Annotated in this window: 18 protein-coding genes; 9 read left to right on the top strand and 9 right to left on the bottom strand. The window is 60.4% G+C overall.

What is annotated here, in order from left to right:
- Positions 1–63: 63 nt before the first annotated feature.
- Both PMI36_RS28145 and PMI36_RS28150 read right to left on the bottom strand, forming a co-directional pair.
- A complete protein-coding gene (locus PMI36_RS28145; protein ID WP_008067267.1) occupies positions 64–279 on the bottom strand; it encodes a hypothetical protein in 216 nt (71 codons plus the stop codon).
- 336 nt (positions 280–615) lie between these two features.
- Positions 616–2,199, bottom strand: coding sequence for a peptide chain release factor 3 (locus PMI36_RS28150; protein WP_008067261.1), 1,584 nt, complete (start codon positions 2,197–2,199; stop codon positions 616–618).
- A gap of 444 nt (positions 2,200–2,643) precedes the next feature.
- Between PMI36_RS28150 and PMI36_RS28155 the strand changes: the two genes are divergently transcribed.
- From PMI36_RS28155 to PMI36_RS28175, 5 genes are all read left to right on the top strand, one after another.
- Entirely contained in the window at positions 2,644–3,360 is a 717-nt protein-coding gene (locus PMI36_RS28155; protein ID WP_008067259.1) for an ABC transporter permease, read from the top strand.
- A gap of 20 nt (positions 3,361–3,380) precedes the next feature.
- A complete protein-coding gene (locus PMI36_RS28160; RefSeq protein ID WP_008067257.1) occupies positions 3,381–4,274 on the top strand; it encodes a glycine betaine ABC transporter substrate-binding protein in 894 nt (297 codons plus the stop codon).
- Between the two features lie 12 nt (positions 4,275–4,286).
- A complete protein-coding gene (locus tag PMI36_RS28165) occupies positions 4,287–4,940 on the top strand; it encodes an ABC transporter permease (protein ID WP_007900392.1) in 654 nt (217 codons plus the stop codon).
- Entirely contained in the window at positions 4,937–6,094 is a 1,158-nt protein-coding gene (locus PMI36_RS28170; protein WP_008067255.1) for an osmoprotectant ABC transporter ATP-binding protein OsmV, read from the top strand. Before PMI36_RS28165 ends, PMI36_RS28170 begins: the two co-directional genes overlap by 4 nt.
- Positions 6,095–6,546: 452 nt before the next feature.
- A complete protein-coding gene (locus PMI36_RS28175; protein ID WP_008067252.1) occupies positions 6,547–7,710 on the top strand; it encodes a type III PLP-dependent enzyme in 1,164 nt (387 codons plus the stop codon).
- Positions 7,711–7,875: 165 nt separating this feature from the next.
- On the opposite strand, the gene PMI36_RS28180 is transcribed toward PMI36_RS28175, so the two are convergent.
- Both PMI36_RS28180 and PMI36_RS28185 read right to left on the bottom strand, forming a co-directional pair.
- On the bottom strand, positions 7,876–8,574 hold the full coding sequence (locus PMI36_RS28180; protein WP_050549246.1) for a tetratricopeptide repeat protein: 699 nt from the start codon (positions 8,572–8,574) through the stop codon (positions 7,876–7,878).
- 57 nt (positions 8,575–8,631) lie between these two features.
- The gene (locus PMI36_RS28185; RefSeq protein ID WP_008067249.1) at positions 8,632–9,312 is read right to left on the bottom strand and encodes a Fe2+-dependent dioxygenase; all 681 of its coding nucleotides are present in this window, start codon (positions 9,310–9,312) and stop codon (positions 8,632–8,634) included.
- 206 nt (positions 9,313–9,518) lie between these two features.
- On the opposite strand from PMI36_RS28185, the gene PMI36_RS28190 reads away from it, so the two are divergent.
- Together PMI36_RS28190 and PMI36_RS28195 are read left to right on the top strand one after the other, a co-directional pair.
- Entirely contained in the window at positions 9,519–11,777 is a 2,259-nt protein-coding gene (locus tag PMI36_RS28190) for a TonB-dependent receptor (protein WP_008067247.1), read from the top strand.
- 236 nt (positions 11,778–12,013) lie between these two features.
- Entirely contained in the window at positions 12,014–14,542 is a 2,529-nt protein-coding gene (locus PMI36_RS28195; protein ID WP_008067245.1) for a PepSY domain-containing protein, read from the top strand.
- 131 nt (positions 14,543–14,673) lie between these two features.
- Here the strand turns inward: PMI36_RS28195 and PMI36_RS28200 are convergent, their stop codons facing one another.
- The 4 genes from PMI36_RS28200 to ptsP form a co-directional block, all read right to left on the bottom strand.
- Positions 14,674–16,215, bottom strand: a complete 1,542-nt coding sequence (locus tag PMI36_RS28200; protein WP_008067244.1) for an alkaline phosphatase D family protein — start codon at positions 16,213–16,215, stop codon at positions 14,674–14,676.
- A gap of 184 nt (positions 16,216–16,399) precedes the next feature.
- Complete coding sequence (locus PMI36_RS28205) at positions 16,400–18,139, bottom strand: PTS fructose-like transporter subunit IIB (RefSeq protein ID WP_008067241.1); 1,740 nt, start codon at positions 18,137–18,139, stop codon at positions 16,400–16,402.
- A gap of 11 nt (positions 18,140–18,150) precedes the next feature.
- Positions 18,151–19,092, bottom strand: a complete 942-nt coding sequence (gene pfkB, locus PMI36_RS28210; RefSeq protein ID WP_008067233.1) for a 1-phosphofructokinase — start codon at positions 19,090–19,092, stop codon at positions 18,151–18,153.
- Positions 19,092–21,953, bottom strand: coding sequence for a phosphoenolpyruvate--protein phosphotransferase (ptsP, locus tag PMI36_RS28215; protein ID WP_008067231.1), 2,862 nt, complete (start codon positions 21,951–21,953; stop codon positions 19,092–19,094). Before ptsP ends, pfkB begins: the two co-directional genes overlap by 1 nt.
- A 301-nt stretch (positions 21,954–22,254) precedes the next feature.
- On the opposite strand from ptsP, the gene cra reads away from it, so the two are divergent.
- Complete coding sequence (gene cra, locus PMI36_RS28220; protein WP_007900424.1) at positions 22,255–23,250, top strand: catabolite repressor/activator; 996 nt, start codon at positions 22,255–22,257, stop codon at positions 23,248–23,250.
- Between the two features lie 3 nt (positions 23,251–23,253).
- Positions 23,254–24,030 carry a TatD family hydrolase gene (locus tag PMI36_RS28225; protein ID WP_008067229.1) on the top strand — a complete coding sequence of 259 codons (777 nt, stop codon included), beginning with the start codon at positions 23,254–23,256 and terminating at the stop codon, positions 24,028–24,030.
- Positions 24,031–24,151: 121 nt separating this feature from the next.
- Here the strand turns inward: PMI36_RS28225 and PMI36_RS32355 are convergent, their stop codons facing one another.
- Positions 24,152–24,856 (bottom strand): methyl-accepting chemotaxis protein, encoded by a 705-nt coding sequence (locus PMI36_RS32355; protein WP_401175982.1) that lies wholly within the window; start codon positions 24,854–24,856, stop codon positions 24,152–24,154.
- Positions 24,857–25,265 lie beyond the last annotated feature (409 nt).

Genomic DNA, 25,265 nt, shown 5'->3' with positions numbered 1-25,265 from the left:
ACCAGACCCCTTCCGCCAAACTGCGCATCAGTCCGGCAGGAGGGGTTTTCTTTGGTCCGTCATTTACGTTTGCGTGTCTTCCTCTTCCTCATCTTCATCGGCGTCTGGATCATCATCGCCTGATTCGGTCGCAGCGATCATCTGCTCGCTGTGCACGCCTTGCCCGTTCAAGGCCTGTTTTTCATGGTCCTCACACTCTGCCCACGCCACCGCCGACGTGCCGAGGGACAGCATCACCAAAACCTTAAGCAACAACACAATGCGTTGAAAAATGCTCATAGCCGATTCCATCCTTTCTTGGGTGACGCATGGATGCCTGAAAGGTACTGAATGAAATTTAGTTCCGATTGACCGGGTTCTCCAGAGAGGACGCTACCGGGTAGCAGAAAATGCCGTTGGCGGGGAGATTGGTTTGGAATAGGGGTTATATCCAAACCCACTAACAACAATGATCCAACGTGGGAGCGGGCTTGCTCGCGAAAGGGCCCTTTCATTCAACATTGATGTCGACTGACCCGACGCTTTCGCGAGCAAGCCCGCTCCCACAGTTGACCGAGGCGGCACAAAAAAGCCCCGAGGCTTACGCATCGGGGCTTTGGTGTTACGGCTCAGCGCTTAGTGATGCTCACGCGTTGCACGGAATTTCACATCCGGCCAGCGCTCTTCCATCAGCGCCAGGTTAACCCGCGTCGGAGCCAGGTAGGTCAGGTGACCACCACCATCGACCGCAAGGTTTTCCACGGCCTTGACCCGGAATTCCTCGAACTTCTTCTTATCGTCGCAATCAATCCAGCGCGCGGAATAAACAGTGATCGGCTCATACGAGCACTCGACCTTGTATTCCTCTTTCAAACGGCTGGCGACCACGTCGAACTGCAGCACACCGACGGCCCCCAGGATGATGTCGTTGCTGCGCTCGGGGAAGAACACCTGAGTGGCGCCTTCTTCGGCCAGTTGCTGGAGGCCCTGACGCAGTTGCTTGGATTTCAGCGGATCACGCAGACGCACACGACGGAACAGTTCCGGGGCGAAGTGCGGGATACCGGTGAAGCCCAGGACTTCGCCTTCGGTGAAGGTGTCGCCGATCTGGATGGTGCCGTGGTTGTGCAAACCGATGATGTCGCCGGCGAAGGCTTCTTCCAGCTGCTCACGCTCGGAGGAGAAGAAGGTCAGCGCATCGCCGATCCGCACGTCTTTGCCGGTGCGAACGTGGCGCATTTTCATGCCTTTTTCGTACTTGCCGGAGCAGATACGCATGAAGGCGATGCGGTCGCGGTGCTTGGGGTCCATGTTCGCCTGGATCTTGAACACGAAGCCGGTGAATTTCTCTTCAACCGGTTCCACGGTGCGCTCGTTGGCGACACGGGCCAGCGGTTTCGGCGCCCAGTTGACTACGGCGTCAAGCACGTGATCGACACCGAAGTTGCCCAGTGCGGTACCGAAGAATACCGGCGTCAGTTGGCCGTCGAGGAATTCCTGTTGATTGAATTCGTGACAGGCGCCCTGCACCAGTTCCAGCTGATCAACGAAGCGATCGTATTCATCGCCCAAGTGCGCGCGGGCTTCATCGGAGTCGAGCTTCTCGATGATTTTCACATCGGTGCGCTCGTGGCCGTGGCCAGCGGTGTAGACGATGATGTAGTCGTCGGCGAGGTGATAAACGCCCTTGAAGTCGCGGTAGCAACCGATCGGCCAGGTGATCGGCGCCGCCTTGATCTTCAGGACCGCTTCGATTTCGTCGAGCAGTTCAATCGGGTCGCGAATGTCACGGTCGAGTTTGTTGATGAAGCTGACGATCGGCGTGTCACGCAGACGGCAGACGTCCATCAGGGCGATGGTGCGTGGCTCTACACCTTTACCGCCGTCGAGGACCATCAATGCCGAGTCCACCGCTGTCAGGGTGCGGTAGGTGTCTTCGGAGAAGTCTTCGTGGCCCGGGGTGTCGAGCAGGTTGATCATGTGATCGCGATACGGGAACTGCATGACCGACGTGGTAATGGAGATACCACGCTGCTTTTCCATTTCCATCCAGTCGGAGGTGGCATGGCGGTCGGATTTTCGAGATTTCACCGTGCCCGCAATCGCAATCGCCTTGCCCATCAGCAAGAGCTTCTCGGTGATGGTGGTTTTACCGGCATCGGGGTGGGAAATAATGGCGAAAGTGCGGCGTTTCGCGACTTCGGCGGCCTGTTTGGTCATGGGAAATCGCCTGGCAGGTGATTCAAAAAAGGGCGGCGAGTATAGCGCAAACCGACATCTACGGACCACCGTCCGTAAGGCTTCCCGAACACCGCATCCCCTGTAGGAGCTGCCGAAGGCTGCGATCTTTTGATCTTGTTTTTTTCAAGACCACCGAAGATCAAGATCAAAAGATCGCAGCCTTCGGCAGCTCCTACGCGGTGGCTAAATGCTGTTAATTATGGAACCTTTTAAAAGGTGGAGGCGTCCACTCCCCTGTTACGCCCCATCGTCAGGGGCTGAAAAATCAGCAAGTTGGCCTGACGAGGCTGCGCTTATGGCTCGATTTCATGCCGTTTACCGGCACTGATAGAGCTGCTTCTCGCGAACGTTGTTTTCCCGGCAGCCAGGAATGGCATTGCCACACGGGACTGCGTTCGCCGACAAAGAAAAAGGAGTCCGCCTGTGGCTATTCGCTATGGCAAAGGGCTGATAGGAGGTGCGGTTGTCGTCGCCCTTCTGGCCCTGCTGGTCCACTGGATTGGCATCAACACGATCGAACAGTACCGCGACGATTTGTTGTTTTACCTGCAAGCTCATCTGATTCTCGTCCTCGCTTCCATGCTGGCCGCCCTCATTGTGGGCATCCCTGCCGGCATCTTCCTCAGCCGCCCGACCATGGTTGGACGCGCCGAACGCTTCATGCAGATCTTCAACATCGGCAACACCGTGCCGCCTCTCGCCGTACTGGCCATCGCCCTGGGTATCCTCGGCATCGGCAGCGGTCCTGCGATCTTCGCCTTGTTCCTCGCCTCACTGTTGCCGATTGTGCGCAACACCTATGAAGGCCTGAAAAACGTCCAGGGTTCGCTGAAGGAAGCGGCCGTCGGCATCGGCATGACACCGACTCAGGTGCTATGGCGGGTCGAACTGCCGAACGCCGTGCCGATCATCATCGGTGGTGTGCGCGTGGCGCTGGCGATCAACGTCGGTACGGCACCGCTGGCGTTCCTGATTGGCGCCAACAGCCTGGGCAGCCTGATTTTCCCCGGCATCGCCCTGAACAATCAGCCGCAACTGCTGCTCGGCGCGGCGTGCACCGCCCTGCTGGCCTTGCTGCTCGACGGACTGGTGACACTCGCCAGCCGCCTCTGGCTCGAACGCGGCTTGCGCCCGTCTTAAGCCTCGGCAAAGGAATCAACATGAAGAAAGTAAGCTTAATACTAGGCTGCGCCCTGCTGTTCGCAGGATTTGCCCAAGCCGCTGAAAAACCCGTGATCCGCATCGGCGCCCGGGTGTTCACTGAACAAACCCTGCTGGCGGAAATCACTTCCCAATACCTGCGCACCAAGGGTTACGACACCCAGGTGACCGGCGGTCTGGGCAGCAACCTGGCCCGCAGCGCCCACGAAAGTGGTCAGCTGGATTTGATGTGGGAATACACCGGCGTGTCGCTGGTGGCTTACAACCACGTCACAGACAAGCTCGACAGCGCTCATTCCTACGCCCGGGTGAAAGAACTCGACGCGAAAAAAGGCCTGGTCTGGCTCACCCCGTCGAAGTTCAGCAACACCTACGCCCTGGCACTGCCGGAAAACACCGCAAAAGCGTATCCGCAGATCAACACCATCAGCGAGCTGAACACAGTGCTGCAGGCTGAGGCGAAGACCCATCACCTCGTCGCCCTGGACACCGAGTTCGCCAATCGTTCCGACGGTCTGGACGGCATGGTCGACCTCTACGGCATGAACCTTACCCGCAAAAACATCCGGCAGATGGATGCTGGTTTGGTCTACACCGCCCTGCGCAATGGTCAGGTGTTTGCCGGTCTGGTCTACACCACCGACGGTCGCTTGAACGCCTTCAAGCTCAAGTTGCTGGAAGACGACAAGCATTACTTCCCGGACTACACCGCCGCGCCGGTGGTGCGTCAAGTTTACCTCGACGCCCACCCGAAGCTCGCCGAAGAGCTCAAGCCGCTGGCCGAACTGTTCGACGACGCCACCATGCGTCAGCTCAATGCACGGGTCGATGTCGATCACGAAAGTCCTTCATCCGTTGCTGCAGATTTCCTGCGCCAGCACCCCATCCACTGAGGAGGAAAAGCCATGGAATTCTTGAACGCCTTTTCCCATCTCGATTGGCCGCAGGTTTTACACCTGACCTGGCAGCACATCACCCTGGTTGGCATCGCCGTGACCCTGGCGATTCTGGTCGGCGTGCCGCTGGGCATCCTGATGACCCGTTTCCCGACGCTGGCCGGCCCGTTGCAAGCCAGCGCTACGGTGTTGCTGACCGTGCCATCGATTGCGCTGTTCGGCCTGCTGCTGCCGTTCTACTCGAAATTCGGCCAGGGCCTCGGCCCGATGCCGGCGATCACCGCCGTGTTTCTGTACTCGTTGCTGCCGATCATGCGTAACACCTATTTGGCCCTGACCGGCGTCGAACCCGGCATTCGCGAAGCCGCGCGTGGCATCGGCATGACCTTCGGCCAGCGCCTGCGCATGGTCGAATTGCCGATTGCCGTGCCGGTGATCCTCGCCGGCGTGCGCACCGCCGTGGTGATGAACATCGGTGTGATGACCATCGCCGCGACCATCGGCGCCGGTGGCCTCGGTGTACTCATTCTCGCTTCCATCAGCCGCAGCGACATGTCGATGCTGATCGTCGGCGCCGTACTGGTCAGTCTCCTGGCCATCTTCGCCGACCTGCTTCTGCAATGGCTGCAACGCACGCTGACTCCAAAAGGACTGCTCAAATGATCGAACTTCAAAACCTCAGCAAGACCTTCCAAAGCAACGGCAAAGATGTGAAAGCCGTGGACTCGGTAAGCCTGACCGTCAATGAAGGCGAAATCTGTGTGTTCCTCGGGCCATCGGGCTGCGGCAAAAGCACCACGCTGAAGATGATCAACCGCCTGATCAAGCCAACCTCGGGCAAGATCCTGATCAACGGCGAAGACACCACTGACCTCGACGCCGTCACCCTGCGTCGCAACATCGGTTATGTGATCCAGCAGATCGGTCTGTTCCCGAACATGACCATCGAGGAAAACATCACCATCGTTCCGCGCCTGCTCGGCTGGGACAAACAGAAATGCCACGACCGCGCCCGCGAGTTGATGAGCATGATCAAACTCGAACCCAAGCAGTACCTGAATCGTTACCCGCGTGAGTTGTCCGGTGGCCAGCAGCAGCGGATCGGCGTGATTCGCGCGCTGGCGGCAGATGCGCCGCTGTTGTTGATGGACGAACCGTTCGGCGCGGTCGACCCGATCAACCGCGAGATGATTCAGAACGAGTTCTTCGAGATGCAACGGGCACTGCACAAGACCGTGATCATGGTCAGCCACGACATCGATGAAGCCATCAAGCTTGGCGACAAGATCGCGATTTTCCGCGCGGGCAAACTGCTGCAGATCGACCATCCGGATACGCTGCTCGCGCACCCGGCGGATGACTTTGTCAGCAACTTCGTCGGCCAGGACAGCACCCTCAAGCGCCTGTTGCTGGTGAAAGCCGAAGACGCGGCGGACAACGCACCCTCGGTGAGCCCGGGAACGCCGGTGGCCGAAGCGCTGGAATTGATGGACGAACTGGACCGTCGCTACGTGGTGGTCACCTGTGCCGAGAACAAGGCCTTGGGCTACGTGCGCCGTCGCGATCTGCACCGTCAGACCGGCACCTGCGCGCAATACCTGCGTGAGTTCAACGCCACCGCGGCGTACGACGAGCATTTGCGCATCCTGCTGTCGCGCATGTACGAGTTCAACCGCTCGTGGCTGCCGGTGATGGATGCCGAGCGGGTGTTCCTGGGGGAAGTGACTCAGGAATCGATTGCCGAGTATCTGAGCTCCGGTAAGTCTCGTGGGGGCAAGACCAGTATTGTTTCGCCTGCTGAGACTGCTGTCGCCTGATCTGACGCCTTCGCGAGCAAGCCCGCTCCCACATTGGATCTGTGCAACAACACAAATCCTCTGTGGGAGCGGGCTTGCTCGCGAAGGGCAGCACCACAAATCCCTCTGATACACCTCAAATACCCCTGTAAAGGGAACATCACACTGTCATGCAGGTCGGTTACATCAGTAGCTGTCCGGGACCGCACGACGGAAGCGTGCAAAAACGCGACATTTTTTGTTGATCTCGAGCTCCTCACGCCCTAAAGTTCGCGCCGAACGTCCATGCTGGAAACGATCCATCCGGCTCAAGTACTGACGACGAGACAGCAAGGCCAAGGGAAAGCACCGCCTCCCATGGCCTTTTTGCTTTCGGCGACATGCCTTGGGAAGTAGGCGAACCAAAGTGGGGATACGGAGGGCGTTCATTTGCACCCATTGATAATTTCAGTTTGCCAGTAGGAGTTCCCAGCATGTCGATCAACGTCGAAGACTATTTCGCGCGCGATACCTTCCAGAAAATGAAGGCCTTCGCCGACAAACAAGAAACCCCGTTCGTGGTGATCGACACCGCGATGATCAGCCAGGCCTACGACGACCTGCGCGCCGGTTTCGAATTCGCCAAGGTCTACTACGCAGTCAAGGCCAACCCGGCCGTTGAAATCATCGACCTGCTCAAAGAGAAAGGCTCGAACTTCGACATCGCCTCGATCTACGAGCTCGACAAAGTGATGAACCAGGGCGTCGGCCCGGATCGCATCAGCTACGGCAACACCATCAAGAAATCCAAAGACATTCGCTACTTCTACGACAAGGGCGTGCGTCTGTACGCCACCGACTCCGAAGCTGACCTGCGCAACATCGCCAAGGCAGCTCCGGGCTCGAAAGTCTACGTGCGTATCCTGACCGAAGGCTCGACCACCGCCGACTGGCCTTTGTCGCGCAAATTCGGCTGCCAGACCGACATGGCCATGGACTTGCTGATCCTCGCTCGTGACCTGGGCCTGGTGCCTTACGGCATCTCGTTCCACGTTGGTTCGCAGCAGCGCGACATCAGCGTCTGGGACGCGGCGATCGCCAAGGTCAAAGTGATCTTCGAACGCCTGAAAGAAGAAGACGGTATCCACCTGAAGCTGATCAACATGGGCGGCGGCTTCCCGGCCAACTACATCACCCGCACCAACAGCCTGGAAACCTACGCTGAAGAAATCATCCGCTTCCTCAAGGAAGACTTCGGCGACGAGCTGCCGGAAATCATCCTGGAGCCGGGCCGTTCGCTGATCGCCAACGCCGGCATTCTGGTCAGTGAAGTAGTGCTGGTGGCGCGTAAATCCCGTACCGCCGTCGAGCGCTGGGTGTACACGGATGTGGGCAAATTCTCTGGCCTGATCGAAACCATGGACGAAGCCATCAAGTTCCCGATCTGGACCGAGAAGAAAGGCGAGATGGAAGAAGTGGTCATCGCCGGTCCAACCTGCGACAGCGCCGACATCATGTATGAGAACTACAAGTACGGCTTGCCGTTGAACCTGGCGATCGGTGACCGTTTGTACTGGTTGTCGACCGGTGCGTACACCACCAGCTACAGCGCCGTTGAGTTCAATGGCTTCCCGCCGCTGAAATCGTTCTACGTGTAAGCGCTACGCGCAGAAATCAAAAAGCCCATGACCTGTCATGGGCTTTTTTGTGTCTGAAATACGCCTCGGGAAACCCGCATTTTCCCTGTAGGAGCTGCCGAAGGCTGCGATCTTTTGATCTTGCCCTTAAAAGCAAAATCAAAAGATCGCAGCCTTCGGCAGCTCCTACGGGTTCAACTCGGCGCAGCGTTGCGTGTAGTCTTCGGCCAACTTGCGAATTTGCGGATTCACCGCGTTCAACAGTGCCTTGCTCGCCACCCGCAAGAAATTCAGATTCCCGCCATCCAATGCCTTGTGCAGCCAACCCAGCGCCTCGTCGATCTTGCCTTCATCCGCCAACACCGCTGCATAACTGAATTGCCCACGAAAATCCCCGCCGACCGCCGAGCGTCGATACCAGTCACGGGCTGCTTGCGGATCTGCCGGGCAAACCCGGCCTTCTTCCAGATAACGCCCCAGCAGGTTCATCGACTTTGCGTGGCCCAATTCAGCTGCTTGCCGATACAGTCTCAGCGCTTGCAACTGATCCCCGATCACTCCACGCCCCGTAGCCAGCAGATTGGCGTAGTTGTACATCGCCCAATCCAGCCCGATTTCAGCGGCAACACGATAATGCCCCGCGGCTATCGAAGCATCGGCGGTGCAACCCCAGCCATGTTCATGACAACGGCCGAGCATGTTGCGCGCCATAGAGTGTCCACCCTGGGCGGCGATCTCGAACCAGCGCACGGCTAGCCGCTGATCCTGCTCAATCCCTCGCCCGTCCAGGAGGATCTGCCCGAGCAACGCCTGAGCATCGAGCACGCCTTCACGGGCGGCGATCAGGATCGCCTGAGCCGCTCGCGCCGGGCTTTCTTCGAGCATCGACTTGAGACGATCGCCGTCGAGGATTTCCTCGCGGTGCAACCGAAAGTCCGCCACTTACACCTCGACCCAGCGACGCAACAGGTTGTGGTAGGTGCCGGTCAGGCGGATCAATGAAGGATGGTCGGGCATGTCCTGGGTCAACTGTTGAATCGCCCCGTCCATCTCGAACAGCAAGGCGCGCTGGCTGTCTTCACGTACCAGGCTTTGCGTCCAGAAAAACGAGGCGTAACGGGTGCCGCGAGTGACGGCGTTGACCTTGTGCAGGCTGGTGCCGGGATACAGGACCATGTCGCCTGCCGGCAATTTCACGCGCTGAGTACCGAAGGTGTCCTGGATTTCCAGTTCGCCGCCGTCGTACTCCTCCGGTTCACTGAAAAACAGCGTCGCCGACAGGTCGGTGCGCACACGCTCGATGCTGCCCTTGGGCTGACGCACAGCGTTGTCGATGTGGAAGTCGAAACTGCCACCGGCCGTGTAGCAGTTCAGTAACGGCGGGAAGACCTTGTGCGGTAATGCCGCCGACATGAACTGCGGATTCTTCCACAACCGTTCAAGCATCGCCGCACCGATTTCCTTGGCCAACGGATGCCCTTCCGGCAGTTGCAGATTGTGCTTGGCCTTGGCCGACTGGTAACCGGCGGTGATTTTGCCATCGGCCCAATCCGCCTGCGTCAGGGCTTCGCGAATGCGCTGCACTTCTTCTTTCGCGAACACGCCGGGAATGTGCAGCAACATGGAAAGACACCTGAAGGCGAAGGGGTGCCAATGGTATTGATTCTTATTGCCCGTGTAAAACCCGTGTGACGAATGAAACCGCAAAAACCGTAAAGGTAAATTGTAAAGAATGTAAATTCGTCGCGAATAGTAACGTTTCGCAATTGATACAAATACGTATTTACTCTACATTCCGCGGCCTCAAATCCTTGGGGAGGGGAATTCACATGTCACGCCAACAACCACAATCAACGGTCAGTTCACCACGCTTGCTCGCGTCTGCAATTGGCGTGGTGATCACTGCCGGCTCTGCGGGCCACATGGTTTTCGCGGCCGAAAAGACTGACGAAAAAGCACCGGACAATGCGATTTCCCTGGACGCGACCAGCGTTGTGGGCGAGCAGAATGACACCTCCTACAAGACCGATACTTCGGCCTCCAAGAAGTACACCGCGCCACTGCGCGAGACGCCAAAAAGCGTCACCGTGATTCCGCAACAAGTGATTCGCGACACCGGCGCTACCAGTCTGGTCGACGCCCTGCGCACCACCCCGGGCATCACCTTTGGTGCCGGCGAAGGCGGCAACCCGGCCGGCGATCGCCCGATCATTCGCGGCTTCAACGCCGAAAGCGACACGTTTGTCGACGGCATGCGCGACCCGGCGTCCCAGAGCCGCGAAATCTTCAACGTTGAATCGATCGAAGTCAGCAAGGGCCCGGGTTCAGCCTTCACCGGCGCCGGCTCCACCGGTGGCAGCCTGAACCTGGTGAGCAAGACCCCCAAGCTGGGCAATTCCTACAACGGCGGCTTCACTTGGGGCTCGGACCAGACCCAGCGCACCACCCTTGATCTGAACCAGCAGATGACCGACACCTCGGCCTTACGCTTGAACCTGATGAAGCACGAAGCCAACGTCGCCGGCCGCGATACCGTGGATGTCAGTCGCTGGGGCGTCGCACCGTCCTTCGCGTTCGGCCTGGGCACCGATACCCGCTTGACCGTCGGCTACTACCACGTCGAGACCGACGACATGCCCGACTACGGCATCCCGTTGACGTTGAGCCCCAACCGCAGCAAGCACAACGTCGACAAGCCGGCCAACGTTGACCGCGACAACTTCTACGGCCTCACCGGTCGCGACTTTCGCGAGACCACAAACGACAGCGGTACGATCAAGCTCGAGCACGATCTGAACGAAAACCTGACCGTGTCCAACAGCTTCCGGATGTCCCGTTCGACCCTGGACTACATCGTCACCAACCCGGACGACAGCAAGGGCAACGTGGTCAATGGCAACGTGTACCGGGGTGCGAAGAGCCGTAACTCGACGTCCAGCGGCTGGATCAACCAGACCGACCTGAGCGCCAAGTTCAACACCGGCGCCATCGAGCACAGTCTGGTGACCGGTCTGGAGTTTTCCTATCAGGACACCCACAACCGTCCGTACCTCCTGACCTCCAGCGCCAGCGGCACGCGATGCAACAGCGCCCTGTTCACTTCCGGCGACTGCACCAGCCTGTACAACCCGACGCCAGGGGATAACTGGAACGGCAGGATCACCGACAGCAAAGCCTTCACCGACACCAACGTCAAGACCGCCGCGGCCTACGTGTTCGACACCCTGAAGTTCAACGAGCAATGGTCCCTGAACCTGGGCCTGCGTTATGACAACTACCAGGTCGAATCCAGTGGCTTCGCCAACGCCAGCAGCACAGCGCCAGCGGGCAGTTTCTCCCGTGAGAACACCAGCGACCTGGTGAACTACCAGATCGGCGTGGTCTACAACCCGTTGCCTAACGGCAGCATTTACGCGGCCTACTCGACCTCCAGCAACCCGGCCGGCGAAACCAGCGGCAACGGTGGCCTGGAACTGGCCGCGAACAACAGCAAACTGGACCCGGAAAAGAACCGCAACTACGAAATCGGCACCAAGTGGGACTTCTTCGGTGACGATCTGTCGCTGACCGCCGCGCTGTTCCGCACCGAGAAAACCAACGCGCGGATCAACGATCCGGACGGTGGCACCACGCAGGTACTGGACGGCGAACAGCAGGTCAATGGCCTGGAACTGAGCTACGCCGGCAAGCTGACCCGTAACTGGAGAGTCTTCGGCGGCTACACCTACATGGACAGCGAAGTGGTCAAAACCACCCTCGCCGCCGATGAAGGCAACCACATGCCAAGCACGCCACAGAACAACTTCACGTTCTGGTCGACCTACGACCTGGTGCCGGACAAGTTGACCATCGGTGCCGGTGCGACCTACGTCGATTCCCAGTTCGGCAACGTCGCCAACTCGGTGGAGATCCCGTCTTACTGGCGTTACGACGCGATGGCCAGCTACCGCCTGACCAAGAACGTCGACCTGCAACTCAACGTGCAGAACCTGACCGACGAGCGTTACTTCGACCAGATCCTCCAGAACCACTACGCCCATGTGGCGGCGGGCCGTACCGCCCTGCTGAGTGCCAACTTCCACTTCTAGCCCAAACACTGTAGGAGCTGCCGAAGGCTGCGATCTTTTGACCTTGATTTTTGGCAGAGCTGAAATCGCTAAAGATCAAAAGATCGCAGGCTTCGCCAGCTCCTACATTGGCATTAGGCCAAAGCCCCGTTCATCGAAGTGAACGGGGCTTTTGTGTGTAAAAAAGAATGCTTCTCGACAACTCACGGCATAATGCGCGCCGTGATGATGACTTTTGAACGAACAAGGCGAGCGACGTGTTGAAGAAATCCCTGTTCCAGTTGCACTGGTTTTTCGGCATCAGCGCCGGACTGGTCCTGGCCCTGATGGGCATCACCGGGGCGGCGGTATCGTTCCAGGATGAAATCCTGCGGGCGTTGAACCCCTCTGTGCTGCACGTCGAAAAGCAGATTGCCGGCGTACTGCCACCTGCCGAGCTGGTAGAAAAAATCGAAGGCGCTTCGGGCAAGACAGTCTCGATGCTCTGGGTCGAGACCGACAGCGGCAACGCCGCGCGGGTGATCTTCACGGCGCCACCCGGTGAACGTCGCGGGCCGATGCGTTACTTCGACCCATACACCGGCGAGTTCATGGGCGACGTCACCGGCCAGGATTTCTTTGGCCTGATGCTGCAACTGCACCGGGTCCTGGCCATGGGCGATATCGGCCGGCAGATCACCGGCGCCTGTACCCTGATTCTGGTGTTCTTCTGCCTGTCCGGCCTGTACCTGCGTTGGCCACGCCAGTGGAAAAGCTGGCGCGCCTGGCTGACCCTGGACTGGAATAAAAAAGGTCGCAGCTTCAACTGGGATTTGCACTCAGTGGCCGGCACCTGGTGCCTGGTGTTCTATCTTTTGGCAGCGCTGACCGGGCTGTCCTGGTCGTACGAGTGGTACAACAAAGGCCTGACCCGGCTGCTTTCCGATTCGCCGCAGAACGAGCGGGTCCGCAGTGGTCGCGGTCCTGCGCCAAGCGGCCCGGCCCCGACTGCCGATTACGCTGCGATATGGAGCAGCATCTACAGCGCCGCCGGCCCTGGGCTTGCGTCCTACAACGTGCGTATGCCGCCCGTGGCCGGGCAACCGGCAACCGTGTTCTACCTGCTGAAGAATTCCCCCCACGACCAGGCACGGAACCAGCTCACCCTCGATCCGGCGACCGGCATCGTCAGCCGTCATGACCGCTACAGCGACAAGAGCCTCAAGGCGCAGCTGCTGACCAGTATCTATGCGCTGCACGTTGGCAGTTATTTCGGGATGATCGGGCGGATTATCCTGACCATCGCCGCGCTGACCATGCCGCTGTTTTTCATCACTGGCTGGTTGCTGTACCTGGACCGTCGACGCAAGAAACGCCAGATCAAGGACGCCCGCAAAGGCCTCGCGCAACCGGGCAGTGATGCGCCGGCATGGCTGATCGGCTTCGCCAGTCAGAGCGGATTCGCGGAACAACTGGCCTGGCAGACCGCCGGGCAATTGCAGGCCGCCGGGTTGCCGGTGAAGGTTCAACCGTTGGCCAATGTCAGCGAACAGGACCTGCAGGATTCCAGCAACGCGCTGTTTGTGGTCAGCACCTTCGGCGACGGTGAAGCGCCGGACAGCGCCCGAGGATTCGAACGCAAAGTGCTGGGTCGTGCGCTGAGCTTCGACAGCCTGAACTATGCCGTGCTCGGCCTCGGTGACCGTCAGTACCAACACTTCTGCGGCTTCGCCCGCCGCTTGCACACCTGGTTGGGCGAGCACGGCGGCAAGACCTTGTTCGCCCCGGTGGAGGTCGACAGCGGCGACCCCTACGCCCTGCGTCACTGGCAACAGCAACTCGGCCTGCTGACGGGCCAGGCGCCGGTGGATACCTGGCAAGCGCCAAGCTACGACAACTGGACCCTGACCCGCCGCGAATTGATGAACCCGGACAGCAGCGGTTCGCCCGTGTATTTGCTCGGCCTCAGCGCCCCCACCACCAGCAGCTGGCTGGCCGGTGATCTGGTGGAAGTGCTGCCGCGCAATTGTCCGTGGGCCATCGAGCATTTCCTCGACGGCCTGGGGATCGACGGTCGGGCCACGGTTGAGTTCGATGGCCTGTCGCAAACACTGGAACAAGCCCTGGCCGGCCGCCAACTGCCCGAAAACCGCGCGCATCTGGTCGGCCTGCATGCGCAAGCGCTGGCGGACGCCCTGGTGCCGTTGTCCATGCGCGAATACTCCATCGCCTCGATCGCCGCCGACGGCGTGCTGGAATTGATCGTGCGTCAGGAGTTGCATGCCGATGGCAGCCTGGGCGTCGGTTCCGGCTGGTTGACCGAACACGCTCCCGTGGGTAGCAGCATCAGTTTGCGGGTGCGACGCAACAGTGGTTTCCATCTGCCGAACGAACCGGTGCCGATGATTCTGCTGGGCAACGGTACCGGCCTGGCCGGGTTGCGCAGTTTGCTCAAGGCGCGGATTGCCGACGGGCAGCAGCGTCACTGGCTGCTGTTCGGCGAGCGTCATCGCGAGCACGACTACCTGTGCCGCGCGGAACTGGAAGAGTGGTTGATCAACGGTGATCTGACGCGACTGGATCTGGCGTTCTCGCGAGATCAGCCAGAGAAGATCTATGTGCAGGATCGCTTGCGCGAATCTGCCGACGAGTTGAAAAAATGGCTGGCCGATGGCGCCGTGATTTACATCTGCGGCAGTTTGCAGGGGATGGCTTCAGGCGTAGATCACGTGCTCAACGAATTGCTCGGCATTGAAGAAGTCGACCGTCTGATCGAACAAGGCCGCTACCGCCGCGACGTCTACTGACACACCCCATTAAATGTGGGAGCGGGCTTGCTCGCGAAAGCGATTTAACAGTCAACAAAGATGTTGGCTGTCAGGCCGCCTTCGCGAGCAAGCCCGCTCCCACATTGATCGATGTATCGGCTTACTTCTTCTCAAACCGGCTGCAACTTGCGCTCAAACACCCCCACCCCATCCAGATCCCGTAGCACGACGCCCATCTCCCCCGTCTGCCCATCGATATTCACCTCGCCAAAAAACTGAAACCCGGCAAACGGCGAGGTGTTCTGCGCAGAGGGTGCTTTCTCGAACACCACTTCGGGGCCGAAGGTTTTATCCAGCGCATTCGGCCCGAAGCTCCCCGCATTCAACGGCCCCGCGACAAATTCCCAGAACGGTTCGAAGTCCTGAAATGCCGCGCGATCCGGGTGGTAATGGTGCGCGGCGCAGTAATGCACATCCGCCGTGAGGAATACGAAATTACGCACCTGCTGCGCCCGCAGGAAACCGAGTAATTCAGCGATTTCCACTTCACGGCCCTGCGCCGGGCCTGGATCACCATTGGCCACCGCTTCCCACCGCGCCACACCGGGGCTGACTTCACCGTCGGGTACGCCGAGGCCGATGGGCATGTCGGCGGCAATGACTTTCCATTGGGCCCGGGAGCCTTTCAATTCGCGTTTGAGCCAATCCAATTGCTCTCTGCCGAGAAACGGTTTGGCGGCACCGAGGTTGTCGTCATTGGCTTCGCGATAACTGCGCATGTCGAGCACGAACACATCAAGCAGCGGCCCATAACTCAGCTTGCGATAAATCCGCCCGCCGTCATCGGCACTCTGCAAGCGCATCGGCGCGTATTCCAGCCAGGCCTGGCGCGCACGGCCCACCAGGCTGTGGATATCTTTGCTTTTGTAACGCTCATCCAGTTGCTTGCCCGGCGACCAGTTGTTCACCACTTCGTGGTCGTCCCACTGCCAGATCTGCGGCACTTCAGCGTTGAAGCGGCGGATGTTTTCATCCATCAGGTTGTAGCGGTAATTGCCGCGATAGTCGTCGAGGGTTTCGGCGACTTTGCTCTTGGCTTCGCTGGTGAGGTTGCGCCACACCCGGCCACTTTCGGTGGTCAGTTGCGCCGGCACCGGGCCGTCGGCGTAGATGGTGTCGCCGCTGTGGATAAAAAAGTCCGGCAGGCGCAGACGCATGGCTTCGTAGATGCGCATGCCGCCGATGTCCGGGTTGATGCCGAAGCCCTGGCCGACTGTGTCACCGCTCCAGACAAAGCGAATATTCCGCCGGGCGGTTGGCACACTGCGCAGATGACCGAACCAGGGTTCACTGGCAACACCGCTCTGGGCGTCTTCGAACGTCACGCGGTAGAAAATTGCCTGATCGGCGGGCAGACCCGTGAGTTCGACCCGGGCGGTGAAGTCGGTGCGGGCATCGGCCAATGGCGAGACGAATCGACGAGGATTACTGAACAGGCTCCGTGTGTCCCATTCCACCACCATCCGCGCCGCACGGTCGCAACGGCTCCAGATCATCGCCCGGTCGCCCAACAGGTCGCCGGACTGCACGCCATCGGTGAGTTGCGGCCGATCCTTGACCGAAGCAATCACCGCCGGGGCCAGGCCGGGCAGCAACAGCCCGGCGCCAACGGCTTGCATGACGCGACGACGGCCGAGGTCAAATTCGCTCATGGTGTTCTCCCTGAAAAAGGAAAACTTAAGCATGGCTGTATGACTGCGGCATGACACAAAAGTCTGCCAATGCAGCAGATCCCTGTGGGAGCGGGCTTGCTCGCGAAGACGGTTCAACATTCAACATTAATGCTGGCTGTCAGACCGCTTTCGCGAGCAAGCCCGCTCCCACAAGGGATTGGGGTCAGGCGCTGACTGGCTCTACTGCCAACTCCACCGTCTCAGGCCGTTTGAGCACCGAATACGTCACCGCCGTCAGCAGACTCCCGGCGACGATCGCCAGCAGATACAACAGCGCATGGTTGATCGCATTCGGAATCAGCATCACGAACAATCCACCGTGCGGCGCCATGAGTTTGCAGCCGAAATACATCGACAACGCGCCGGTCAGCGCACCGCCGGCGATGCTTGCCGGAATAACCCGAAGCGGGTCTTTCGCCGCAAACGGAATCGCCCCTTCGGAGATAAAGCACAGCCCCAACACCAGCGCCGCTTTACCGGCCTCGCGTTCAGTCTGGGCGAACTTGCGCCGAGCAATGAACGTGGCGATGCCCAGGCCAATCGGCGGCACCATACCAGCCGCCATGGTCGCGGCCATCGGTGCATAACTTTGCGACGCCAGCAGCCCCACCGAAAACGCGTAAGCGGCTTTGTTGATCGGCCCGCCGAGGTCGACGCACATCATGCCGCCCAGCAGCACACCCAGCAGAATGGCGTTGGTGGTGCCCATGCTGTCGAGGAAGTGCGTGAGCCCTGCAAGCATCCCGGCCACCGGTTTGCCGACCACATAGATCATCACCAGACCGGTGAACAGGCTCGCCAGCAACGGGATGATCAGGATCGGTTTCAGCGCCTCAAGGCTCTGCGGCAAACGCGCATAGCGATTGATCGCCTGGGCCGCATAGCCAGCGATGAAACCGGCAATGATCCCGCCGATGAAACCGGCACCCAGGGTGCTCGCCAGCAAACCGCCGATCATCCCCGGCGCCAGGCCCGGGCGGTCGGCGATCGAGTAGGCGATATAGCCCGCCAGCAACGGCACCATCAGTTTGAACGCGGTGTCGCCGCCGATCTGCATCAGCGCCGCCGCGAGCGTGCCTTCCTCCTTGAATGCGGTGATACCGAATACGAAGGACAAGGCAATCATCAGACCGCCCGCCACCACCATGGGTAACATGTACGACACACCGGTCAACAGGTGCTTGTAGATGCCGGTTTTCTCTTGCTTGGCCGGGCCTTTGGCGCCGGTCGAAGCGCTTTCCTGTTTGCCTTCGGCCAGGGCTTTGTTCAGCGTCGCTTCGGCCTGTTTCAGCGCAATGCCGGTGCCGCAGCGGTAGATTTTCTTGCCCGCGAAACGCTCGGTGGCGACTTCGATGTCTGCCGCCAGCAACACCACGTCGGCATCGGCAATCGCTTGTGCGCTGAGTGGATTGCGCGCGCCGACCGAACCTTGGGTTTCCACTTGCAGGTCGTAGCCCAGACGCTTGGCCGCTTGCTGCAAGGCTTCGGCGGCCATGAAGGTGTGGGCGACGCCGGTCGGGCACGCGGTGACAGCCACCAGGCGTGGCGCATTTTTAACCACGGCAGCCGGCTCGGCGACAGCTTCGGGGGCGACGTACACCTGGGCCTCTTCCACCCCGCGACGCAGCACCGCTTCGACATCTTGCAGGGCCTGGGCCGGGGTGCTCTGGAACACCCGTTTGCCGACGAATCGCGACATATCCACCGGCGCGCTGGTGACCAGCAACACCCACTCGGCGGCCTCGATGGTCGCAGCCGACAGTTGACGTTCCGGATGGGCCGCATCAACGACTTCGACACTGGTGCTCCAGCCCTGACGCTGGGCCGCTGCATCGAGCAGACGAGCGCACAGCACACTGGTGACCATGCCGTTCGGGCAGGCCGTAACAATGGCTAACTTCATTACAAACCCTCTTATTGTTCTGTCAGGGGGCGCAGGCGCACGCCCTGTTCGAGGTGCGCCAGTTGCGCGGTGTCGCCGATACCAAAACCGATCTGGGTCACGGCCATGGCGGCAATCGCGGTGGCGGTGCGCAAGGTTTGTTCGGGCGTATCGGCACTGAGCAAACCATGCAGCATGCCCGCCAGCAACGAATCCCCTGCCCCAACGGTGCTGATCACGCTGACCTTGGGCGGCGTGGCGTGCATGGCCGAGCCGACACTGAACCAGTTCACCCCGTCGGCACCGTCGGAAATCACCACGTGCTCGATACCATGTGCATGCAAACGGCTCGCCGCCTCGGCTTGGGCGGTGACCGAAACCTCCTCACAACCCAGCGCATCAGCCAGTTCTTCGGTGTTGGGTTTGATCAGCCACGGGCCAGCCGCCAGACCTGCGCGCAAGGCTTCACCGCTGGTGTCGAGCGCCACTTTCAAACCGCGCTTTTTCAAGCGCTGAATCAACTCGCGCAACCACTGAGGATTCACGCCACGGGGCAAACTACCGGCCACGACGACCGCGTCATGCCCTGGAGCAATCTGGTCGAGTCGATCGAGCAAGGCCTGCTGCGCCGCTTCACTGACCCTCGGCCCCGGGCCGTTGATGTCGGTGATGCGCCCATCGCTTTCCGCCAGTTTGATATTGCTGCGGGTCTCGCCGGGGACGCGGACAAACGCGTCGGTAAAACCGCGTTTGGCAAACAGGGTTTCGAACGCCTGAAGGTTGTCTTCCCCGAGAAAACCGCTGACGGTCAGCTGATGCCCGAGGTCGGCCAGCACCTGCGCCACGTTCACCCCTTTGCCGGCGGCGTGGGTGTGCATTTCGTCGCTGCGATTGACCTGACCGGGGGTAAGTAGCGGCAACTGAACGGTGAGGTCCAGCGCCGGGTTAAGGGTCAGGGTTAAGATCTTGGCCATTACAGGGCCTCCACTAATGCACGAACTTCGTTCGCGCTGCCCACGGCCAGGGCCTGTTGGGCAAGGGTTTGAGTCTGGGTCAGGCTGAGTTCACGAATGCGCGCCTTGACCTCGGCAATGCTGCGGCCCGACACGCTCAACTCATCCACACCCAGGCCCACCAGCACCGGTACCGCCAGCGGATCGGCCGCCAGTTCACCGCACACGCCGACCCATTTGCCATGAGCATGAGCCGCACGCACGGTGATGTCGATCAGTTGCAGCACCGCCGGATGCAAGCCGTCAGCCTGGGCGGACAAGGTCGGATGACCACGGTCGATGGCCAGGGTGTATTGCGTCAGGTCGTTGGTGCCAACACTGAAGAAATCCACTTCCTTGGCCAGCACCGGCGCCAGCAAAGCAGCCGACGGCACTTCGATCATGATCCCCAATTGCAGGTCCGCAACCGGGATTTCCAGGCGCAGACGTTCGGTCATGTCCCGCGCCTGACGCCACTCATCGACGCTGCCGACCATCGGGAACATGATCCGCAATGGACGGTTGTCAGCCGCACGCAACAAGGCGCGCAACTGCGCTTCCATGACCTGCGGACGTTGCAGGGTCAGGCGAATGCCACGCACGCCGAGGAACGGGTTTTCTTCTTTCGCGATCGGCCAGTACGGCAGCGGTTTGTCACCACCGACGTCGAGGGTGCGCACCACCAGCGGTCGCCCGGCCAGGCCATCGAGCACACGACGGTACTCGACTTCCTGAGTCGCCTCGTCCGGCGCTTGCGAGTGGGCCATGAAAATCAGCTCGGTGCGCAGCAGGCCAATCCCTTCGGCGCCCTGCTCCACCGCACTGGTGACGCCGGCGCTTTCACCGATATTGGCGAATACTTCCACCGCGTGACCATCGGTGGTCAGCGCCGGTTGATGGCGTTGTTCGGCGGCAGCTTTCAAGCGCAGTTCGCGGGTGTCGCGTTCTTCGGTGGCGCGCTGCAAGGTCGCGGCATCGGCGTCCACGTGCAGGCGACCACGTTGGCCATCGATCAACAGCGGTGTGCCCGGCTTCAACAGCAACACCGCGGCACCGGCGCCCACCAACGCCGGAATACCCAGGGCACGAGCGACGATGGCGCTGTGGGCCGTGGCGCCACCGCGAGCGGTGAGGATGCCGGCCACGCGCGTCGGATCAAGACGCGCCACGTCGGACGGGCCGACTTCGTCCATCACCAGAATGTACGGCTGTTCTGGCTCGGCTGGCGTTTCGACGCCACTCAATTGCGCCAGCACCCGACGGCCAATGTCGCGCAAGTCGGCGGCACGTTCGGCGAGCAAGGCGTCCTGCAGCGATTCCTGTTGTTTGGCGGCAGCTTCGATCACCGCCATCCATGCTGCTTCGGCGCTTTCGCCTTGCTTGAGGCGGGTGTCGACTTCGTCGGTCAGTTCCGGGTCGTCGAGCATTTCCTGGTGAGTGATGAAAATCTCGCGAATCGCTTTGGCCTTGCTGCGCTCGATCAGGCCTTCAATGTCGCGACGCACATCCGCCAGCGCTTGCTTGAGACGTTCGCGCTCGATGGCGGCGGACTCACCGCGCAGCGGGTAATCGATGACTTGCAGCACTTGAATATGCGCCGGGCCGATGGCGATCCCTGGGGCAGCAGCAATTGCCTGAATCAAACTGCCGGAGGCCGGTGCAAGCAGCACTTCGGCAACATCGGCGATCACTTCGCGATGTTGGCTCACTGCCGGCAGCGGCTCGACTTCTTCACCGAGGCCTTCTTCGATGGCCGCCAGCAAGGCGGGCAAGGCATCGGCAGCGATGGTGGGTTCGGCGATGAATTCCAGCACCTGACCGCGACGGGCGCCGAGGCTGAGCAGCTTGCTCAAACTCTTCACCGACACCGCGCTGTCGTGACCGTCGACGATGCGCACGCGGATTTCGCCTTCAAAACTTTTCGCCAGTTGCGCGAGGATCTTCGCCGGGCGCGCATGTAAACCGTGGGCGTTGGCCAGGGCAATGCGTGCGCTCGGCCAATCCGCCGGCACTTCACCGCCGAGGACTTCCAGCACCGCGCGGCTGCTGGTGGCACGGCCCAGCTCATGACCACGGCCTTCGATCAGCAACGCGCAAAGGCGTTCGAGCAATGCCTGATGGGCTTCACCGAGGCTGGCCAGACAGAACAGACCGCTCAATGGCTGACCGAGGTAGCGCATGGGTTTGTCCGGGGTAACGAACGCCAGGCCCGGACGCTTCACCGTTTGTTCACTGTGCAGCCACCACAGGCCATCGCCCAGCGGCAGCGCGTCGACCTGCTGCAAGACGCCGGCAAAACCGTTGCTCACGCAATCGGCCTGACGCAGCAAGCGGGCACCGCGCCAGACCAGCTCTTCGAAGTCATCGGCTGAGACTCCGAGGCCGATCATCTGTGCGTCCAGCGCCAATTCTTGCGGCGCGCCTTGCAGCAGTTTCAGCAAGGCTTCGGCGGTGCTGGCGCGACGCAGGGCCTGGCCCAGATCGGTTTCACCGAGGGCGCGGGTCAGCAGTTGCAGCAGGCGCAGGTGTTCATCGGATTTGGCGGCGATACCGATGGCCAGATAAACGATCTGGCCATCTCCCCAGTCCACGCCGTCAGGAAACTGCATCAGCCGCACGCCGGTGGAGAACACCAGATCACGGGTTTGCGGGGTGCCGTGGGGGATGGCAATACCTTGACCGAGAAAGGTCGAGCCCTGGGCTTCCCGGGCCTGCAAGCCCGCAAGGTAACCATCCGCCACCAGGCCATCGGTCACGAGTCGGTCAGCGAGTAATTGCAGGGCGGTGGCTTTATCCACAGCCGACTGGCCCATGGATATCTGCTCTATGGTGAGCTCGAGCATGCTTTCTCCTTTTTGGCGCCGTGTGACGCCAGGTATTGTTTTGATTGATTCAGCTTAGGCTCTTTGGGAGCGCCTTTTCAGGGGCAGTTTTGGCGGTTTCACGGCAGAACCGACCAAAGCGACCTGGAACGTAGAAAATACGCCTGCTGAAACGTTTAATCTAGAATGTTAGGCACGTTACTCGATAATGTCTCATCCTTGAAGTCCAATTGTCGGATGTGCTGCCACAATGATCGCCTGCCGAATCGGGTAGGATTGGCGAAAATGCCGGGCACGCTCGAATAAACAAGGAAATACCGGGTTGAAACTCAGTGATATTGCACAGTTGGCCGGCGTCTCCGTGACCACCGCCAGTTATGTCATCAACGGCAAGGCCGAACAGCAACGTATCAGCAGCGCCACCGTCGAGCGCGTGCGAGCAGTTGTCGAACAGCATGGCTTCACACCCAACCCTCAGGCCGCCGGACTGCGCAGTCGGCACACCCGCACCTTGGGGTTCATTCTGCCGGACCTGGAAAACCCCAGTTACGCGCGAATCGCCAAACTGCTGGAACAAGGCGCCCGGGCTCGCGGCTATCAGCTGCTGATCGCCAGCTCCGACGATGCGCCAGACAGCGAACGGCAATTGCTGCAACTGTTCCGCGCCCGCCGCTGCGATGCACTGATCGTCGCCAGTTGCCTGCCGGCCGGCGATGACAGTTACCGCCAGTTGCAGGCCAAAGGCATTCCGATCATCGCCATCGACCGGGTGATGGAGCCTGAGCACTTTTGCTCGGTGATCAGTGACGACCGCGAAGCCAGTCTGCAGCTTACCCGCAGCCTGCTGGACCCGTTGCCCAAGCAGATCGCCTTGATCGGTGCCCGTCCCGAATTGAGTATCAGCCAGGAACGGGCGGCGGGTTTCAAGGAAGCGCTGAATGGCTTCAAAGGCGAGGCGTTGATCGAACACGGCGAGTCGTTCAGCCGTGAGTGCGGCAAGCAATTGATGGAAGAGTTGCTTCAGCGCCTGGGCCATTTGCCGGATGCGTTGGTAACCACCTCCTACGTGCTGCTTCAGGGCGTGTTCGATGCCTTGCATGACTTCCCGCTGAAAACCCGCCCGCTACGCCTGGGCACCTTCGGTGATACGCAGTTGCTGGACTTCCTGCCGCTGCCGGTCAACGCCATGTCCCAGCAGCACCAGCTGATCGCCGACAAGGCGCTGCAACTGGCCCTGGCGGCCATTGAACAAGCCGATTACCAGCCCGGCGTGCAGGCCATCGCGCGAACCTTCAAGCAGCGAATTCATCAGGACTGAGCCGTGGAACTGATCGACACCCACACTCATCTGGATTTCCCGGATTTCGACGTGGATCGTCAGGCGCTGCTGGCCGAGAGCCGCGCCCTCGGCGTGCGGCGGATGGTGGTGCTGGGGGTTTATCAGGCCAATTGGCAGCGGGTCTGGGACCTGGTGCAAAGCGATCCCGATCTGTATGCGGCGTTCGGTTTGCACCCGGTGTATCTGGATGACCATCGCCCTGAGGATCTGACCGAACTCGGTGATTGGCTGACGCGTCTGGCGGGCCATCGACAGCTATGCGCGGTGGGTGAGATCGGTCTGGATTATTTCATCGAAACCCTGGATCGTGAACGCCAGCAAGCGCTGTTCGACGCTCAACTGCAGCTAGCGGCGGACTTCAATCTGCCGGCACTGATTCACGTGCGACGCAGCCATGCGGCGGTGATTGCCACGCTCAAACGGTTTCGCTTGAAGCGCGCGGGAATCATTCACGCCTTCGCCGGTAGCCAGGAAGAGGCTCGCGAATACATCAAGCTGGGTTTCAAACTCGGCCTCGGCGGCGCCGCGACCTGGCCGCAGGCCCTGCGCATGCACCGCGTGCTCGCCGGTTTACCCCTTGAATCGGTGGTACTGGAAACCGACTCACCGGACATGGCCCCTGCCATGTTTCCCGGCCAACGTAATAGCCCGAGCCATTTGCCGGCAATCTGCGCGGCACTGGCTGCCATCATGGCAGTCAGTCCCGAACGACTGGCGTCCGCCAGCACGGCTAACGCCTGCGAGTTGTTCAACTGGTAGTCACACGCATACCCTGTGGGAGCGGGCTTGCTCGCGAAGAGGCCGTCACATTCAAAATTTATGTGACTGATAGACCGCTTTCGCGAGCAAGCCCGCTCCCACATTGGTTCCGAGGTGATTTTTAAACCCGGAACGCGCTGATCAATTGCTTGAGTTCCACCACCTGCGCCGACAACGCTCGGCTGGCATTTTCGGTCTGGTGCGCGCCGTCAGCGGTGCGCTCACCGGCACGGTTGATCTCGACGATATTCTGGTCGATGTCGTGAGCCACGGCAGTCTGTTGCTCAACCGCGGCGGCGATCTGCTGGTTCTGGTCGACGATCATGCCGACGGCGCCGAGGATGTTTTCCAGCGCCTGCTGAACCTTTTCCGACTGCCCGACCGTGCCGTTGGCCATCTGATGGCTGGTGCCCATCGCCTTGACCGCCGCACCGACACCGCTGTGCAGTTTGGCAATCATCTGCTCGATTTCTTCGGTCGATTGCTGGGTGCGTTTGGCCAGGGTCCTGACCTCGTCCGCCACCACCGCAAAACCACGGCCCTGCTCGCCTGCGCGCGCAGCTTCGATGGCCGCGTTGAGGGCCAGCAGGTTGGTCTGTTCGGCAATGCTTTTGATCACTTCCAGCACACGACTGATGGATTGGCTGTCGCTGGCCAGTTGATTGATCACCCGCACCGACTGATCGATCTCACTGGCCAGTGCAGCGATGCTGCCCTGCTGGGACTCCACCAGGCCGCGCCCGCTGATGGTCTCGTCGTTGACGCTATGGGCGCTGCTGACGGCCGCTGCGGCACTGCGCGCCACCTCCAGAGACGTGGCTGACATCTGGTTCATCGCGGTGGCGACCTGCTCGATCTGCGTGCGTTGCCCCGCCACCGCCTGATTGCTCTGGGCGGACACGTTCTCGACCTGGCCGGCCTGACGCTCGACCTCACCAACGGTCTGGCCCACCCGCTCGATCAGATCATGGATCTTCTTCACGGTGCCGGTGAATACCTCGCCCAGCTCGCCCAGTTCATCGCGGCTGTTAGCGCTGAAGGTCACGGTCATGTCGCCGGCCGCCACTTTATCCATCACCGCGCCAAGCCGCTTGAGGGTGGTGCGGGTCGAAGCGTAGAAACCGCCATAGAGGTAAAAAATCAACACAAACACCACCGCCAATGCCACCACCTGCAAGATCATATGGGTGCGATGCTGCTCCAGCCGCTGCTGCAACTGGGTACCGAGAAACTTC

This window comes from Pseudomonas sp. GM79 (genome assembly GCF_000282495.1).
Taxonomy (GTDB): domain Bacteria; phylum Pseudomonadota; class Gammaproteobacteria; order Pseudomonadales; family Pseudomonadaceae; genus Aquipseudomonas.
This window is presented reverse-complemented; position numbering and strand designations above follow the sequence as displayed.

Excerpts from the sequence above, each read along its gene's own strand:
- PMI36_RS28150 (WP_008067261.1), bottom strand. The coding sequence starts at position 2,199 with ATGACCAAACAGGCCGCCGAAGTCGCGAAACGCCGCACTTTCGCCATT.
- PMI36_RS28205 (WP_008067241.1), bottom strand. The coding sequence starts at position 18,139 with ATGAAGTTAGCCATTGTTACGGCCTGCCCGAACGGCATGGTCACCAGT.
- PMI36_RS28165 (WP_007900392.1), top strand. The coding sequence starts at position 4,287 with ATGGAATTCTTGAACGCCTTTTCCCATCTCGATTGGCCGCAGGTTTTA.
- ptsP (WP_008067231.1), bottom strand. The coding sequence starts at position 21,953 with ATGCTCGAGCTCACCATAGAGCAGATATCCATGGGCCAGTCGGCTGTG.
- PMI36_RS28160 (WP_008067257.1), top strand. The coding sequence starts at position 3,381 with ATGAAGAAAGTAAGCTTAATACTAGGCTGCGCCCTGCTGTTCGCAGGA.
- PMI36_RS32355 (WP_401175982.1), bottom strand. The coding sequence starts at position 24,856 with ATGTCAGCCACGTCTCTGGAGGTGGCGCGCAGTGCCGCAGCGGCCGTC.
- PMI36_RS28170 (WP_008067255.1), top strand. The coding sequence starts at position 4,937 with ATGATCGAACTTCAAAACCTCAGCAAGACCTTCCAAAGCAACGGCAAA.
- PMI36_RS28175 (WP_008067252.1), top strand. The coding sequence starts at position 6,547 with ATGTCGATCAACGTCGAAGACTATTTCGCGCGCGATACCTTCCAGAAA.
- PMI36_RS28180 (WP_050549246.1), bottom strand. The coding sequence starts at position 8,574 with ATGCTCGAAGAAAGCCCGGCGCGAGCGGCTCAGGCGATCCTGATCGCC.
- PMI36_RS28185 (WP_008067249.1), bottom strand. The coding sequence starts at position 9,312 with ATGTTGCTGCACATTCCCGGCGTGTTCGCGAAAGAAGAAGTGCAGCGC.
- pfkB (WP_008067233.1), bottom strand. The coding sequence starts at position 19,092 with ATGGCCAAGATCTTAACCCTGACCCTTAACCCGGCGCTGGACCTCACC.
- PMI36_RS28200 (WP_008067244.1), bottom strand. The coding sequence starts at position 16,215 with ATGAGCGAATTTGACCTCGGCCGTCGTCGCGTCATGCAAGCCGTTGGC.
- PMI36_RS28145 (WP_008067267.1), bottom strand. The coding sequence starts at position 279 with ATGAGCATTTTTCAACGCATTGTGTTGTTGCTTAAGGTTTTGGTGATG.
- PMI36_RS28190 (WP_008067247.1), top strand. The coding sequence starts at position 9,519 with ATGTCACGCCAACAACCACAATCAACGGTCAGTTCACCACGCTTGCTC.